This is a genomic window from Janthinobacterium sp. SUN100 (genome assembly GCF_030397705.1).
Lineage (GTDB): Bacteria > Pseudomonadota > Gammaproteobacteria > Burkholderiales > Burkholderiaceae_D > Janthinobacterium > Janthinobacterium kumbetense.
The window spans coordinates 159,362-173,195 of the sequence record NZ_JAPUBU010000008.1; the positions used below are offsets into that span (position 1 = coordinate 159,362).

General features: G+C 62.4%; 18 protein-coding genes. All 18 read right to left on the reverse strand.

The features are described from left to right. Positions 1-13: 13 nt before the first annotated feature. Positions 14-385: a phosphoribosyl-ATP diphosphatase gene (locus O0881_RS28750; RefSeq protein WP_034753849.1), complete on the reverse strand. Its 372-nt coding sequence runs from the start codon at positions 383-385 to the stop codon at positions 14-16. Then, on the reverse strand, positions 382-819 hold the full coding sequence (gene hisI, locus O0881_RS28755; RefSeq protein WP_034753847.1) for a phosphoribosyl-AMP cyclohydrolase: 438 nt from the start codon (positions 817-819) through the stop codon (positions 382-384). The genes O0881_RS28750 and hisI overlap by 4 nt, the downstream gene beginning before the upstream one ends. A 26-nt stretch (positions 820-845) precedes the next feature. Then, positions 846-1,607 (reverse strand): imidazole glycerol phosphate synthase subunit HisF, encoded by a 762-nt coding sequence (gene hisF, locus O0881_RS28760; protein ID WP_099666082.1) that lies wholly within the window; start codon positions 1,605-1,607, stop codon positions 846-848. Positions 1,608-1,667: 60 nt separating this feature from the next. Beyond that, positions 1,668-2,441 (reverse strand): 1-(5-phosphoribosyl)-5-[(5-phosphoribosylamino)methylideneamino]imidazole-4-carboxamide isomerase, encoded by a 774-nt coding sequence (gene hisA / locus O0881_RS28765; RefSeq protein ID WP_070219639.1) that lies wholly within the window; start codon positions 2,439-2,441, stop codon positions 1,668-1,670. Between the two features lie 54 nt (positions 2,442-2,495). Further along, positions 2,496-3,134, reverse strand: a complete 639-nt coding sequence (hisH, locus tag O0881_RS28770) for an imidazole glycerol phosphate synthase subunit HisH (RefSeq protein ID WP_099666081.1) — start codon at positions 3,132-3,134, stop codon at positions 2,496-2,498. A 38-nt stretch (positions 3,135-3,172) separates the two neighbouring features. After that, positions 3,173-3,763, reverse strand: a complete 591-nt coding sequence (gene hisB, locus O0881_RS28775) for an imidazoleglycerol-phosphate dehydratase HisB (RefSeq protein WP_010402123.1) — start codon at positions 3,761-3,763, stop codon at positions 3,173-3,175. A gap of 19 nt (positions 3,764-3,782) precedes the next feature. Then, positions 3,783-4,877 carry a histidinol-phosphate transaminase gene (hisC, locus tag O0881_RS28780; RefSeq protein WP_289914056.1) on the reverse strand — a complete coding sequence of 365 codons (1,095 nt, stop codon included), beginning with the start codon at positions 4,875-4,877 and terminating at the stop codon, positions 3,783-3,785. Between the two features lie 33 nt (positions 4,878-4,910). Further along, positions 4,911-5,867 (reverse strand): site-specific DNA-methyltransferase, encoded by a 957-nt coding sequence (locus O0881_RS28785; protein ID WP_289914084.1) that lies wholly within the window; start codon positions 5,865-5,867, stop codon positions 4,911-4,913. 5 nt (positions 5,868-5,872) lie between these two features. Then, positions 5,873-7,198: a histidinol dehydrogenase gene (gene hisD / locus O0881_RS28790; RefSeq protein ID WP_289914057.1), complete on the reverse strand. Its 1,326-nt coding sequence runs from the start codon at positions 7,196-7,198 to the stop codon at positions 5,873-5,875. Between the two features lie 26 nt (positions 7,199-7,224). Continuing rightward, positions 7,225-7,893: an ATP phosphoribosyltransferase gene (gene hisG, locus O0881_RS28795; RefSeq protein WP_077398226.1), complete on the reverse strand. Its 669-nt coding sequence runs from the start codon at positions 7,891-7,893 to the stop codon at positions 7,225-7,227. Positions 7,894-7,905: 12 nt separating this feature from the next. Beyond that, on the reverse strand, positions 7,906-9,156 hold the full coding sequence (gene murA / locus O0881_RS28800; protein ID WP_099666078.1) for a UDP-N-acetylglucosamine 1-carboxyvinyltransferase: 1,251 nt from the start codon (positions 9,154-9,156) through the stop codon (positions 7,906-7,908). 4 nt (positions 9,157-9,160) lie between these two features. Further along, positions 9,161-9,397 (reverse strand): BolA/IbaG family iron-sulfur metabolism protein, encoded by a 237-nt coding sequence (locus O0881_RS28805; protein ID WP_034753824.1) that lies wholly within the window; start codon positions 9,395-9,397, stop codon positions 9,161-9,163. Positions 9,398-9,467: 70 nt separating this feature from the next. Then, on the reverse strand, positions 9,468-10,229 hold the full coding sequence (locus tag O0881_RS28810; protein ID WP_099379209.1) for an ABC transporter permease: 762 nt from the start codon (positions 10,227-10,229) through the stop codon (positions 9,468-9,470). Then, a complete protein-coding gene (locus O0881_RS28815) occupies positions 10,226-11,143 on the reverse strand; it encodes an ABC transporter ATP-binding protein (RefSeq protein ID WP_077398228.1) in 918 nt (305 codons plus the stop codon). The genes O0881_RS28810 and O0881_RS28815 overlap by 4 nt, the downstream gene beginning before the upstream one ends. A gap of 210 nt (positions 11,144-11,353) precedes the next feature. Further along, a complete protein-coding gene (locus O0881_RS28820; RefSeq protein ID WP_077398229.1) occupies positions 11,354-11,701 on the reverse strand; it encodes an STAS domain-containing protein in 348 nt (115 codons plus the stop codon). Between the two features lie 52 nt (positions 11,702-11,753). Next, positions 11,754-12,389: an ABC transporter substrate-binding protein gene (locus tag O0881_RS28825; protein WP_099666076.1), complete on the reverse strand. Its 636-nt coding sequence runs from the start codon at positions 12,387-12,389 to the stop codon at positions 11,754-11,756. Between the two features lie 72 nt (positions 12,390-12,461). Further along, entirely contained in the window at positions 12,462-13,346 is an 885-nt protein-coding gene (locus tag O0881_RS28830; RefSeq protein ID WP_077398231.1) for a VacJ family lipoprotein, read from the reverse strand. Further along, a complete protein-coding gene (gene mlaD, locus O0881_RS28835; RefSeq protein WP_070346035.1) occupies positions 13,343-13,813 on the reverse strand; it encodes an outer membrane lipid asymmetry maintenance protein MlaD in 471 nt (156 codons plus the stop codon). The genes O0881_RS28830 and mlaD overlap by 4 nt, the downstream gene beginning before the upstream one ends. Positions 13,814-13,834 lie beyond the last annotated feature (21 nt).

The following is a 13,834-nucleotide window of genomic DNA, read 5'->3' on the forward strand; positions in this document are numbered from 1 at the left end:
ACGCTCCAGTAGGTCAGTGTTTGTCTGTTTCGCCGGCGTCGCGCAGCTCATCCTTGCGTGCCGCCTTTTCTTCCAGGCCGGACAGGCCTTCGCGGCGCGCCAGCTCGTCGAGCACCTGCTGCGGCGTCAGGTCGAACTGCGCCAGCATCACCAGACTGTGAAACCACAGGTCGGCGCATTCGTACAAGACCTTCGACGGGTCGTTGTCGCGGCGCGCATCCTTGGCGGCCATCACCGTTTCCGTCGCTTCTTCGCCGATTTTTTTCAGGATGGCGTCATCGCCCTTGGCAAACAGGCGCGCGACATAGGAGGTGGCGGGGTCGCCGCCGTTGGCCAGCTTGCGCGATTCGATCACGGCGGCCAGGCGTTTTAACGTTTCACTCATTTGCTCTTGCTTTCCGCGTAAATCGTCTCGGGGTCTTTCAGGACGGGGTCGGTGACTTGCCATTCGCCCGTTTTCTCGTCGCCTTCGAATTTCTGGAAGAAGCACGAATGGCGGCCCGTATGGCAAGCGATGCCGCCGGCTTGCTCGATTTTCAGCAAGACCACGTCTTCATCGCAATCGAGGCGGATTTCCAGTACCTTTTGCGTGTGGCCGGATTCTTCGCCCTTGTGCCACAGTTTCTTGCGCGAACGGCTCCAGTACACGGCTTCGCCCAGCTCCACCGTGCGCGCCAGCGCGTCGCGGTTCATCCAGGCGAACATCAGCACGTCATTGCTGCCCGCTTCCTGCGCGATCACGGGCACCAGGCCGTGCTCGTCCCATTTGACCTTTTTCAGCCACTTGGCATTGCTTGCTACGATGGTTCCGTTTTGCATGTTCTGTATCCTGGGTACTATTTTATTTACGCCAGGCGCATGGGAATGCCCTGCTGCGCCATGAACTGCTTGGCTTCCTGCACCGTGTGCTGGCCATAGTGGAAGATGCTGGCGGCCAACACGGCGTCCGCGCGGCCCACCTTGATGCCATCGACCAGGTCTTGCAAGCCGCCCACGCCGCCCGAGGCGATGACGGGGATGCTGACGGCGTCGGACACGCCGCGCGTCAGGCCCAGGTCGAAGCCCACCTTGGTGCCGTCGCGGTCCATGCTGGTGAGCAAGATTTCGCCGGCGCCCAGGCTTTCCATTTTACGCGCCCAGTCAAAGGCGTCCAGGCCCGTGGCGGTGCGCCCGCCATGGGTAAACACTTCCCACTTGCCGGGCGACACTTGCTTGGCGTCGATGGCGACGACGATGCATTGCGAGCCGTGCTTTTGCGACGCCTCGTACACGAGCTGGGGATTCGTCACGGCCGAGGTGTTGATGCTGACCTTGTCGGCGCCCGCGTTGAGCAGCCGGCGCACGTCTTCCACCACGCGCACGCCGCCGCCCACGGTCAGCGGAATGAACACTTGCGACGCCACGGCTTCGATGATGTCGAAGATCAGGCCGCGGTTGTCGCTCGAGGCGGTAATGTCGAGGAAAGTGATTTCATCGGCGCCCTGCTCGTCATAACGGCGGGCAATTTCCACCGGGTCGCCGGCGTCGCGCAATTCCGTGAAATTGACGCCTTTGACAACGCGGCCATTGGTCACGTCCAGGCAGGGGATGATACGTTTTGCAAGCATGATGGTATCCAGATTGTCGCCAGGCCAGGGCGTGCACGCGCACACCCCGGCCGGGCTGGCTTAAACGGCGGCGTCGGTCAGTTCGTCGGCGCGTTCCTGCGCCTGCGCCAGGTCGATCGTGCCTTCATAGATGGAACGGCCGCAGATCACGCCTTCGATGCCTTCGGCCTGGACCGCGCACAGCGCTTCCACGTCGCCGATATTGTGCAGGCCGCCCGAAGCGATGACGGGGATCTTGACGGCTTGCGCCAGCTTGACGGTGGCCTCGATATTGATGCCGCCCATCATGCCGTCGCGGCCGATATCCGTGTAGATGATCGATTCGACGCCGTAGGCTTCGAATTTTTTCGCCAGGTCGATCACTTCGTGGCCCGACATCTTGCTCCAGCCATCCGTTGCCACTTTGCCATCTTTGGCATCGAGGCCGACGATGATGTGGCCCGGGAAGGCGCCGCAGGCGTCGTGCAGGAAGCCGGGGCTTTTCACGGCCGCCGTGCCGATGATGATGTAGGTGATGCCGGCGTCGAGGTAGCGCTCGATGGTGTCGAGGTCGCGGATGCCGCCGCCCAGCTGCACGGGGATTTCCTCGATGTCATTTTCCACGGCGAAATCTTGCACGGCCTTCAGGATGGCCTTCACGGCGCCTTCGTTCTTCGGCTTGCCGGCAAAGGCGCCGTTCAGGTCGACCAGGTGCAGCCGGCGCGCGCCTTGCATCAGCCAATGGCGGGCCATCTCGGCCGGGTCTTCGGAAAATACGGTGGCAAGTTCCATATCGCCTTGTTTCAGGCGTACGCAGTGACCGTCTTTCAGGTCGATGGCGGGAATGAGCAGCATGGTCAGTGTGATTTAGAGTGAGTGAGAGGCGGAAAAAAAGCCGGATAGCTAACGTTAAGGTTGCCAGTGAACGAAGTTCTTGTACAGCTGCAAGCCAGCGGCAGCGCTTTTTTCAGGGTGAAACTGTGTCGCGAAAATATTATCACGGGCGACGGCACAAGCAAACGGCGCGCCATAGACAGTCTCGCCCACCGTGTGCGCCGCTTCTTGAGGTTGAGCAAAATAGCTGTGCACAAAGTAAAAATAGGCGTTGTCGGCGATACCATCCCACATGACATGGGACGCCGTTTGCCGCACTTGGTTCCAGCCCATTTGCGGCACCTTGAAGCGCGAGCCGTCTTCCTGCACCTGGCCGTCGAGCTGGAAGCGCACGACTTTGCCTGGCAGCAAGCCCAAACCGGCCGCATCGCCCTCTTCGCTGCCGTCGAACAACATTTGCTCGCCGATGCACACGCCCAGCACGGGCTTGCTGTCGGCGGCGCGCAGCAGCGCTTCGAGCACGCCCGATTCGCGCAGGCTGCGCATGCAGTCGGGCATGGCGCCTTGGCCCGGCAAGACGATGCGATCGGCGCTGTCGATGTCTTGCGCCAATCCGGAAATGCGCACGTCGGCTTCCGGCGCCACGGCGCGCAGGGCCTGCGCTACCGAGCGCAGGTTGCCCATGCCGTAATCCACCACCACAATTTTATTCATGTTTGATCCCGGAATCTACAATATAGCGAGAGCGGCGTTTACAGGCTGCCCTTGGTCGATGGAATGATGCCGGCCGCGCGCTCGTCGAGCTCGGCAGCCATGCGCAGCGCGCGGCCAAAGGCCTTGAACACGGTTTCGCATTGATGGTGGGCATTCGTACCGCGCAAGTTGTCGATATGCAATGTCACGCCCGCATGGTTGACGAAGCCGCGGAAAAATTCCAGGGTCAGGTCGACGTCGAAGCCGGCGATCATGGCGCGCGTAAACGGGATGTGGTATTCGATGCCCGGGCGGCCCGAAAAATCGAGCACCACGCGCGACAGCGCCTCGTCCAGCGGCACGTACGCATGACCGTAGCGGCGGATGCCCTTCTTGTCGCCGATAGCCTTGGCCACGGCCATGCCCAGGGTGATGCCCACGTCTTCCACCGTATGGTGGTTGTCGATATGCACGTCGCCTGTCGCTTCGATATCCAGGTCGATCAAGCCGTGGCGGGCGATCTGGTCCAGCATATGGTCGAGGAAGGGCACGCCGGTATTGAGCTTTTGCTGGCCCGTGCCATCGAGGTTGAGGGCGACGCGAACTTGCGTCTCATTGGTGTTGCGCGTGATTTCTGCGGTGCGGTTCATGGGAGGCTCTGGCGATAGGCTAAACGAGGGATACCTTGAAGGCATCGTAAAAAAGGGAATTCTCTTCCGGGGTGCTGACGCTGATGCGCAGGCAATTGGCCAGCGCAGCATGCATTTTACTCATATTTTTAATTAAAACCCTGCGGGCAAGCAGTTTTGCGCAAACATCGTCGGAATCAGCCACACGAATCAGAAGAAAATTTGCCTTCGAGGGAAACACGGTCACGCCCGGCAGCTCCGCCAGGCGCAGCGCCAGCGTATCGCGCGCGCTGTTGAGCAGATCCGCCTGGGCATTCAACACATCGAGGTGGTCGAGCGCGAATTCGGCCGCCGCCTGCGTCAGCACATTCACGTTATACGGCGGGCGCACTTTTTCAAATTGCGCCAGCAGGGCCGGCGCGGCCGACATGTAGCCGAGGCGGATGCCGGCCAGGCCCAGTTTCGACACGGTACGCATCACCACCAGGTTCTCGAACTCGGGCAGGCGGCCCATGAAGCTGTGCTGCGCGAACGGTTCATAGGCTTCGTCGACGACGGCGATGCCCGTGTCGCCCAGGGCGGCCAGGATGCGTTCGATGTCGGCGCTGGCAAACAGGTTGCCCGTCGGGTTGTTCGGATAGGCGAGGAACACCAGCGCCGGGCGGTGCTGTTCGATGGCCGCCAGCATGGCCGGCATATCCAGGCTGAAGTCGGCCTGCAAGGGCACGCCGACGAAATCCATGCCGGCGAACTGCGCCGAGCGCGCATACATGACGAAGGCGGGCACGGGCGCCAGCAGCACGGCGCGCTTGCCCGGCTCCTGGTGGGCGCAAGCCATGGCCAGGATGGAAATGAGCTCATCGGAGCCGTTGCCCAGCATGACGTCGAAGCCGGCGGGCACGCCCAGCCTGGCGCAGATGGCCGCCTGCAGGCTGGCGTATGACGGCGGATAGCGGTTCAGCGCCACGCCGGCCAGGCGCGCACCCAGCTCTTCGCGCAGCTGCGGCGGCAGCGGATACGGGTTTTCCATCGCATCGAGTTTGATGTAACCGCTGGCATCGGCTACCTGGTAGCTTTTGACGGCCCGCACATCGGACCGCACGGTGTTGCTGATTAACTGATCGAGGAAAGACATGCTGCAAACACTCCTGATGGAATTAAATGGAGACTAAATGACGACGTCTTCCGGCACGGCGGCGCTGCGCGCCTTGCGGGCCGGCGCTTTTTTCGCGGCGGGCGGTTTTTTCACGGCAGCCGGTTTTTTACTGGCCGCCTTGGCGGCCTTGGGTACGGCGGCGGCGCGGCGCTTGGCCGGCGCCTTCTTCTTTTCCGCCTGCGGCGCGGCCGGTTCGGCCAGCTCCTGCGCCAGCGCCGCCAATCGCTGTTCGATGATGGCGCAGTAATCGGGATTCAGCTCAAAGCCGACGAAATCGCGCCCGCAGCGCTTCGCCGCCAGGGCCGTGGTGCCGCTGCCCATGAACAGGTCGAGCACCACGCCGCCGGGCGGGCACGAGGCCTTGAGCATGCGCTCGATGATTTCGAGCGGCTTTTGCGTCGGGTGGTCGGCCCGTTCCGGGTGTTCCTTGTGCAGGCGCGACACGCTCCACAAGTCTTTCGGGTTGTAGCCCACTTCCAGCCATTTGGCGCCGATGAAAATCGAGCGCGAACGGGCTTTCTTGGTGGCCGCGTCGTAGGCGATGCGCACCGCGTCAAGGTCGAAGTAGTAATCCTTGCGCTTGACGAAGAAGCCGATGGTGTCGTGCACCGATGAAAAGCTGCGCACGCTGCCGCCCATGGACGGCACGCGGCGGTCCCAGATGATTTCATTCATCATCGCCATGCGCTGTTTCAGCATGACGAAGATCTCCGGCGAATAGCGCCAGGTGAGGAAGATATACAGGCTGCCGTTGGCTTTCAGCTTGGGCAGCGCCGCATCGATCCACTGTTCCGTCCAGCGCAGGTAGTCGGCCACCGACTGCTGGTCCGAGGCATTGCCGTAATCCTTGCCCAGGTTGTACGGCGGATCCGTCAGGATCAGGTCCACCGAGCCATCGGGAATGCGCGCCAGCCCCGCCAGCGCATCTTCGCAATAGACCCGGTTGACCCAGTCCGGCTGCTCCGCCATATTCGTCATGGCTGCGGCTTCAGACGCAGTTCGGCGCTGCGCGCGTGCGCCTGCAAGCCTTCGCCATACGCCAGGGTGGCGGCGACGCGGCCCAGGGTTTGCGCGCCCGCTTCACTGACGTGGATGATGGACGAACGCTTCTGGAAGTCGTATACGCCCAGCGGCGACGAGAAACGCGCCGTGCGCGAGGTCGGCAGCACGTGATTGGGGCCGCAGCAATAGTCGCCCAGCGATTCGGACGAAAAGCGGCCCAGGAACATGGCGCCCGCGTGGCGGATCTGCTCTGCCCACTTCTGCGGGTTTTCCGCCGAGATTTCCAGGTGTTCCGCGGCGATGCTGTTGGCGATCTCGCACGCTTCTGCCATGCTGCGCACCTTGATCAGCGCTCCGCGGTCGGCCAGCGACGTGCTGATGGTGGCCTGGCGCGGCATCGTCGGCAGCAGCTTGGCGATGCTTTCCTCGACCTTGGCGATGTAGTCCGCGTCGGGGCACAGCAAAATGGCCTGCGCCAGCTCGTCGTGCTCGGCCTGCGAAAACAGGTCCATCGCGACCCAGTCGGGGTCCGTCGTGCCGTCGCACAGCACGAGGATTTCCGACGGTCCGGCGATCATGTCGATGCCGACGATGCCGAACACGCGGCGCTTGGCGGCAGCCACGTAGGCGTTGCCGGGACCGACGATCTTGTCCACGGCGGCAATCGTCTGCGTGCCGTAGGCCAGCGCGCCGACGGCTTGCGCGCCGCCGATGGTGATCACGCGCGTCACGCCGGCAATCGCGGCGGCGGCCAGCACCATCTGGTTCTTCACGCCATCGGGCGTCGGCACGACCATGATGATTTCGCCCACGCCCGCCACGTGCGCGGGAATGGCGTTCATCAGCACGGACGACGGGTAGGCGGCCTTGCCGCCCGGGACGTATATGCCGACCCGGTCCAGCGGCGTGATCTTCTGGCCCAGCACCGTGCCATCGGGCTCGGTGTAGGTAAAGCCGCGCAATTCCTCGCGCTGGCGTTCGTGGAAGGCGCGGATGCGCTGCGCGGCGATCTGCAACGCCTCGCGCTGGGCCGACGGCAAGCCGTTCAAGGCTGCCTGCAATTCGGCTTGCGAAATATCAAACGCCGCCATTTCCGCCGCGCCGCCATGCGGGATGCGGTCGAAACGGTTGGTGTATTCCAGTACGGCGGCGTCGCCGCGCGTTTTCACATCGGCCAGGATTTTTGCGACCGACGTTTCAATCGCTGCATCGGTGCCCGCCTCGAACGCCAGCAGCGTATCGAGCGATTGTTGGAAACCATCCTGGCTTGAATCGAGCTTGCGTATCTGTATCGGCATAATCGGCTTTCTGCTACTGAAGGTATCTAGGCTTGCGAAGCGCGTTCAAACGCCTCGATGATCGGCTGCAAGCGCTCGCGCTTGAGCTTGAGCGCAGCCTGGTTGACCACCAGGCGCGACGAAATTTCCATGATGTGCTCGACCTCGACGAGGTTGTTCGCGCGCAAAGTGCTGCCCGTGCTGACCAGGTCGACGATGGCGTCCGACAGGCCCACCAGAGGCGCCAGCTCCATCGAGCCATACAGCTTGATCAGGTCGACGTGCACGCCCTTGGCGGCGAAATGCTCGCGCGCCGTGTGCACGAACTTGGTGGCCACGCGCAGGCGCGCGCCCTGGTGCACGGCCTTTTCATAGTCGAAGCCGGCCTGCACCGCCACCGACATGCGGCAAGAGGCGATATTCAGGTCGATCGGCTGGTACAGGCCTTCGCCGCCGTGCTCGAGCAAGACATCCTTGCCCGCCACGCCGAAATCGGCCGCGCCGTACTGCACGTAGGTCGGCACGTCGCTGGCGCGCACGATGATGACGCGCACGTTCGGATCGTTGGTGGCCAAAATCAGCTTGCGCGAGGTCTCCGGGTTTTCCAGCACCTTGATGCCGGCCGCTTCCAGCAGCGGCATGGTGTCCTCAAAAATGCGGCCTTTCGAGAGCGCCAGTATCAGCTGCGAATTGTCGCCCGTGTTCGATCCGTTCATGCTCGTTCCTTGTTATTTAATGCGTACGATGTTCGCGCCGACGGCCGACAATTTCACTTCCATGCGGTCGTAGCCGCGGTCGAGGTGATAGATACGGTCGATCAGGGTTTCGCCATCGGCGGCCAGGGCCGCGATCACCAGCGACGCCGAGGCGCGCAGGTCGGTCGCCATCACGGGCGCGCCGCGCAGCTGCTTCACGCCGGCGATGATGGCCGTGTTGCCTTCGATGGTGATGTCGGCGCCCAGGCGGTTCATTTCCTGCACGTGCATGAAGCGGTTCTCGAAGATCGTCTCGGTGACGCGGCTGGCGCCATTCGCGATCGTGTTCACCGCCATGAACTGCGCCTGCATGTCGGTCGGGAAGCCCGGGTATTCCGTGGTGCGGAAGCTGACGGGGTTCGGACGGGCCGACATCTCGGCGCGGATCCAGTCGGCGCCGAAGGTCATCGTCAGGCCCATGGCGCGCAGCTTGTCGAGCGCCGCGTCGAGGATATCGGTGCGCACGTTGCGCAGGGTGATATCGCCGCCGGTGGCCGCCACGGCGCACAGGAAGGTCCCCGTTTCGATACGGTCGGCGATCACCGCGTGCGAAGCGCCGTGCAGGGTATCGACGCCCTGGATCACCAGGCGGCTGGTGCCGATGCCGTCGATCTTCGCCCCCATGGCCACCAGCAGGTGCGCCAGGTCGGTCACTTCCGGTTCGCAGGCGGCGTTTTCCAGGATGGTCTCGCCTTCGGCCAGGGTCGCTGCCATCAGCAGGTTCTCGGTGCCGGTGACGGTGATCATGTCGGTGACGATGCGCGCGCCTTTCAGCTTGGCGCACTTGGCGTAGATGTAGCCCGCTTCGATGCGGATCTCGGCGCCCAGCGCCTCGAGGCCCTTGATGTGCTGGTCGACGGGGCGCGAACCGATGGCGCAGCCGCCCGGCAGCGAGACCTTGGCTTCGCCGAAGCGCGCCAGCAGGGGGCCCAGCACGAGGATCGAGGCGCGCATGGTTTTCACCAGTTCATACGGCGCTTCCAGCGTGTCGATGGCGCTGCCGTTGAGAACGACGCGGTCGCCGTCCTGCTGCACTTTCAGGCCAGTCTGGCCCAGCAGCTTCAACATGGTGGCCACGTCGTGCAGGTGCGGCACGTTCGTCAGGTCCAGGTCGCCCGCGGTCAGCAGACCCGCGCACAGGATGGGCAGGGCGGCGTTTTTCGCGCCGGAGATGGCGATGTCGCCGTTCAGGCGGTTGCCGCCGTTGATGAGGAGCTTGTCCATGTGCTTATCCTTGGAATTCTTCAGGTGTCAGGGTTTTCATCGACAGCGCGTGGATTTCTTCGCGCATGCGGTCGCCCAGCGCCGCGTAGACGATCTGGTGGCGCTGGATCAGGCGCTTGCCGGCAAACGCGGGCGAAACGATCACGGCCTGGAAGTGCTGGCCATCGCCCTCCACTTCGAGGTGCGTGCATTCGAGGCCGGCCGACAGATAGCCGTGGATCAGTTCTGGAGTGGTGGTCACGATAAGTCCTTGATATTGAATAATGTAGTGATGTGATGTGCCGCAATCAACGGCGCAATGAGTGTCGTAATCAATGTCGCAAACGATAGCCGCTCTTCAGCAGGCGGATCGACGCCAGCGCCAGGATCACGAGGAAGCCGGCGACGATGGACAAGCTGAGCCACGGGCTGACGTCGGACACGCCGAAGAAGCCGTAGCGGAAACCGTCGATCATGTAAAAGAAGGGGTTCAGATGCGATACCGTCTGCCAGAACGGCGGCAGCGAGTGAATCGAATAAAACACGCCCGACAAGAAGGTGGCCGGCATGATCAGGAAGTTCTGGAAGGCGGCCAACTGGTCGAATTTCTCGGCCCATATGCCGGCGATCAGGCCCATGGTGCCCAGCATGGCGGCGCCCAAAAAGGCGAAGACGACAATCCACAGCGGCGCGACAAACGACAGGTCGGCGAACCAGCACGTGATGGCAAACACGCCAAAGCCCACGGCCAGGCCGCGCGCGACGGAAGCGAGTACATACGCCGAGAAGATTTCCCAGTGCGACAAAGGCGTGAGCAGCACGAACACCAGGTTGCCCGTGATCTTGGACTGGATCAGCGAGGACGAGGAATTGGCGAACGCGTTTTGCAGCACGCTCATCATCACCAGGCCGGGAATCAGGAAGGCCGTGTAGCTGACGCCGGGACTCGGCTCCACGCGGCCGTCGAGCACGTGGCCGAACACCAGCAGGTACAGCATCGACGTGAGCACGGGCGCGGCCACGGTTTGCGTCGCCACTTTCCAGAAGCGCAGCGTCTCTTTGTAGACGAGGGTGCGAAATCCTGTCGAAATCATACGGTACCTTTATCCATGATCTGCAAGAAGATATCTTCCAGGTCGGCTTGTTGCAATTGCATTTCATCGATCTCGGCGCCCGCTTCGCGCAGGCGGGCGAGGATTTTTTCGACTTCGCTGTATTCGTTGACGCGCAGGCTGAACTTGTTCGGCGCCTGCTGTTCTTCCGGGTGCAGCACCAGGTGCTGCAAGTCGGCCGGCAGGCTGCCATTCTTGAGGTGCAGCTGCAGCTGCGAGCCGGCGATGCGGCGGATCAGGGCCGACATGGTGTCGAGCGCCACCACCTTGCCGGTTTTCAGCATGGCCACGCGCTGGCACATGGCTTGCGCCTCTTCCAGGTAGTGCGTGGTCAGCACGACCGTGTGGCCGCCTTCGCGGTTCAGGCGCGAGATGAACTTCCACAGGGTCTGGCGCAGTTCCACGTCGACGCCGGCCGTCGGCTCATCGAGCACGATGACGGGCGGCTTGTGCACCAGCGCCTGGGCCACGAGCACGCGGCGCTTCATGCCGCCGGACAGGGCGCGCATGTTCGTGTCGGCCTTGCCGGTCAGGTCGAGGTTTTCCATGACCTCGTCGATCCACTTGTCGTTGTTCGGCAAGCCGAAATAGCCGGACTGCAGGCGCAGGGTTTCGCGCACGGTGAAAAACGGGTCGAATACCAGTTCCTGCGGCACCACACCCAGGTTGCGGCGCGCATTGCGGAAGTCCGTGACCACGTCGTGGCCATGGATCTTGACGGTGCCCGCGTCGGGGCGTATCAGGCCGGCGATGATGGAAATGAGGGTGGTCTTGCCGGCGCCATTCGGGCCGAGCAGGCCGAAAAACTCGCCTTCTTCGATGGCCAGCGACACGCCGCCCAGCGCCTTGAGCGATTTATAGCTCTTTTCTACATTCGTTATTTGAATTGCGGTCATGTGCTTGTTTCAAGTGTAATGCGTCTGGTGTGATGCGCCAGTTGCCGGTGCAATGCAGGCCGGCTGGCCGGTGCAGGGCGCCCCTTCCGCAGAGGGTGGCGCAACAGTCAATTATAGTTGGAAACTTCGTGGAACACTTGGAGATCAATCCGACGGCGCTGCTGGCCTGCCGGCTTGAAAGCTACTGCTGATGCGGGGAGTGGGACAGGATCAATGATGATGCAGGTCGGACGGGCTGCGTTCGGCGTGACCGCCGGCGCTGGCGCAGTCGTCGGTCGTCAACGTGCTCGAAACGAGCGAGCAGACGCCATACAGCTTGGTGAGGTTTTTCAGGTTGTCCGGCAGGTTTTTCAGCTCCAGCACGCCGCCGGCATCCTGCGCGGCGCGCTGCCACGTCAGCATGACGGAGACGGCTGCCGAATCGACGGCCTTGACGTTGCGCAAGTCAAACTTCGTCTGACCCGAGCGGATGGCGTCCAGACCCTGCTCCAATGCCGAAGTGGCATTGTGCACGGTCAGGGAAGTCAGGGACTGCAAGGTGTCGAGAGAGTCGGGCATGGCGTCGGGCTGCGCTGGTCTGGAGCTGGGTCAGGAGCTATATGATAGCCGATTATTTGGCTTTGGCAGCGGGACGGCTGGCCAGGGCCTTGTTTTTTGCCTGCAAGGTCTTGATCAGGCCATCGATGCCGCCCTTGCTGATCTCGCTGGCGAAGCTGCTTTTGTACGTTTCCACCAGCCACGCGCCCAGCACGTTGATGTCATAGATCTTCCAGCCGGATGGGGTTTTCGCCACGCGGTAGTTCAGGGGCACGGGTTCGCCGCGCGCCACGTTTACCTGCGAGCGCACTTCCACTTCCGTGTCGGCCGGGTCGGCGCGCAGCGGCTTGAATTCCACGGTTTCGTTCTTGATCTGCGACAAAGCGCCCGAATACGTGTAGATCAGCAGGGTGCGGAATTCGCTGGACAGCTGTTTTTGCTGGTCCGGCGTGGCGTCGCGCCAGAAGCGGCCGGCGGCCAAGGCCGTCATGCGCTGGAAATCCACGTACGGCAGGATCTTGCTTTCCACCAATTCGGTGACGCGCTTGATATCGCCAGCCTGGATGGCCTTGTCGTTCTTGGCCGTCTCGATCACGTCCTGGCTGATGCGTTTGACCAAGACGTCCGGCGCTTCCACGGCGGGAGCGGCCTGGGCGGCGGTGGCAAAGGCGATGGTGGCCATCGCCAGCAGTTGTTTCATCAATTTCATGGTTCTACCTTTCATGGTGTTGCTATGCACCGGCTGGCGTCGATCGCAGCCGTGGTGTTTCTTTACCGCAGTTTACTCCTGAGGCCTAGCCTGGGAAGCCACGGTATTGCTACCAGATGTTACGAGGTCCGCCGGCGCCACATCGGCCGCGGCCGTCGCAGGCGGCGTTTCCGCTGGGACAGGCTGCGGTTGCGCCTCATAGGCCGGCTCGTAATCGCTGGTGTCGTTTTTTGGCACTTTGCGGTCGCGGCGGTCCGTATCGCCATCGAAAACCTTGCTTTCGCGCGCCTGCAGGAAGCCGTCGCGGATGAATTCATAACGGTCCAGCGCGGCCGCTTCCATCAGGTTGGTCGCGTCGAGCAGCGCGGCGCGCTTGTCGACGACGCGCGTCACCGTGCCGATATTGCGCACCGAGACAGGATCCTTGTAGCGCCATGGGTCGCCCGTGATATCGAGCGGCAGGGCCACCGTGTCGCGCACGGTCGATGGGCCCAGCAGCGGCAGCATCACGTACGGACCAGGCTGGACGCCATACCAGCCCAGGGTCTGGCCAAAGTCTTCGTTATGCTTCGGAATGCCCGCCTGCGACGCGATGTCGATCAGGCCGAAGATGCCGAAGGTCGAGTTCATGCTGACGCGCACGACGTCTTGCAAGCCCGCCTCACCCTTGCCTTGCAGCAAGTTGTTCACGGCGCTCCACACATCGGACAAGTTGCCGAAGAAATTGCCCACGCCCGTTTGCACGAACGATGGCGTGACGGTCTTGTAAGCCGTGGCGACCGGTTTCAGGGCCACCTGGTCGACGGTATCGTTGAACTTGAACATGGCGCGGTTGTAACCCTCGAGCGGGTCGCGCGGATTGGTGCCGGTGGCGCAAGCGCTCACGCTGGCGGCGATGGCCAGGGCCAGGCCGATACGCGCCAGGCTGCCTTGGGATTGTTTGGTCGACTCGCTCATTTGCTGTCCTTTCCTTCCGCTGCCTTGCTGTAGATGAACTGATTGATCAGGTCTTCCAGCACTGTGGCCGATTGAGTACGGGCGATCTTGTCGCCCTCCGCCAGGTTCGCCAGATCGCCGCCTGCTTCCAGGCCGATATATTGCTCACCCAGCAAACCGGCCGTCAAAATCTTGGCCGAGCTGTCTTTCGGAAATTTGTAGCCATCTTCGATGTCGAGTTTCACCAGCGCCTGATACGTCTTGTCGTCAAAGCGGATTTCCGCCACGCGCCCCACCACCACGCCAGCGCCCTTGACGGGCGCCTGCGGCTTGAGGCCGCCAATATTGTCGAACTTGGCACTAATGGTATACGTCTTGCTGAAAGACAGCGAGCTCATATTGCCGGCCTTGAGCGCCAGAAACATCAATGCCGCCACACCCAGCAAGACGAACAAGCCGACCCAAACATCCAAAGATTTACGTTGCATAAACAATCCTAAATAATTTTT

What these genes read in the sequence shown, in the direction of transcription:
- O0881_RS28750 (WP_034753849.1), bottom strand. Translation starts at nt 385, where the DNA reads ATGAGTGAAACGTTAAAACGCCTGGCCGCCGTGATCGAATCGCGCAAG.
- hisI (WP_034753847.1), bottom strand. Translation starts at nt 819, where the DNA reads ATGCAAAACGGAACCATCGTAGCAAGCAATGCCAAGTGGCTGAAAAAG.
- hisF (WP_099666082.1), bottom strand. Translation starts at nt 1,607, where the DNA reads ATGCTTGCAAAACGTATCATCCCCTGCCTGGACGTGACCAATGGCCGC.
- hisA (WP_070219639.1), bottom strand. Translation starts at nt 2,441, where the DNA reads ATGCTGCTCATTCCCGCCATCGACCTGAAAGACGGTCACTGCGTACGC.
- hisH (WP_099666081.1), bottom strand. Translation starts at nt 3,134, where the DNA reads ATGAATAAAATTGTGGTGGTGGATTACGGCATGGGCAACCTGCGCTCG.
- hisB (WP_010402123.1), bottom strand. Translation starts at nt 3,763, where the DNA reads ATGAACCGCACCGCAGAAATCACGCGCAACACCAATGAGACGCAAGTT.
- hisC (WP_289914056.1), bottom strand. Translation starts at nt 4,877, where the DNA reads ATGTCTTTCCTCGATCAGTTAATCAGCAACACCGTGCGGTCCGATGTG.
- O0881_RS28785 (WP_289914084.1), bottom strand. Translation starts at nt 5,867, where the DNA reads ATGGCGGAGCAGCCGGACTGGGTCAACCGGGTCTATTGCGAAGATGCG.
- hisD (WP_289914057.1), bottom strand. Translation starts at nt 7,198, where the DNA reads ATGCCGATACAGATACGCAAGCTCGATTCAAGCCAGGATGGTTTCCAA.
- hisG (WP_077398226.1), bottom strand. Translation starts at nt 7,893, where the DNA reads ATGAACGGATCGAACACGGGCGACAATTCGCAGCTGATACTGGCGCTC.
- murA (WP_099666078.1), bottom strand. Translation starts at nt 9,156, where the DNA reads ATGGACAAGCTCCTCATCAACGGCGGCAACCGCCTGAACGGCGACATC.
- O0881_RS28810 (WP_099379209.1), bottom strand. Translation starts at nt 10,229, where the DNA reads ATGATTTCGACAGGATTTCGCACCCTCGTCTACAAAGAGACGCTGCGC.
- O0881_RS28815 (WP_077398228.1), bottom strand. Translation starts at nt 11,143, where the DNA reads ATGACCGCAATTCAAATAACGAATGTAGAAAAGAGCTATAAATCGCTC.
- O0881_RS28820 (WP_077398229.1), bottom strand. Translation starts at nt 11,701, where the DNA reads ATGCCCGACTCTCTCGACACCTTGCAGTCCCTGACTTCCCTGACCGTG.
- O0881_RS28825 (WP_099666076.1), bottom strand. Translation starts at nt 12,389, where the DNA reads ATGAAATTGATGAAACAACTGCTGGCGATGGCCACCATCGCCTTTGCC.
- O0881_RS28830 (WP_077398231.1), bottom strand. Translation starts at nt 13,346, where the DNA reads ATGAGCGAGTCGACCAAACAATCCCAAGGCAGCCTGGCGCGTATCGGC.
- mlaD (WP_070346035.1), bottom strand. Translation starts at nt 13,813, where the DNA reads ATGCAACGTAAATCTTTGGATGTTTGGGTCGGCTTGTTCGTCTTGCTG.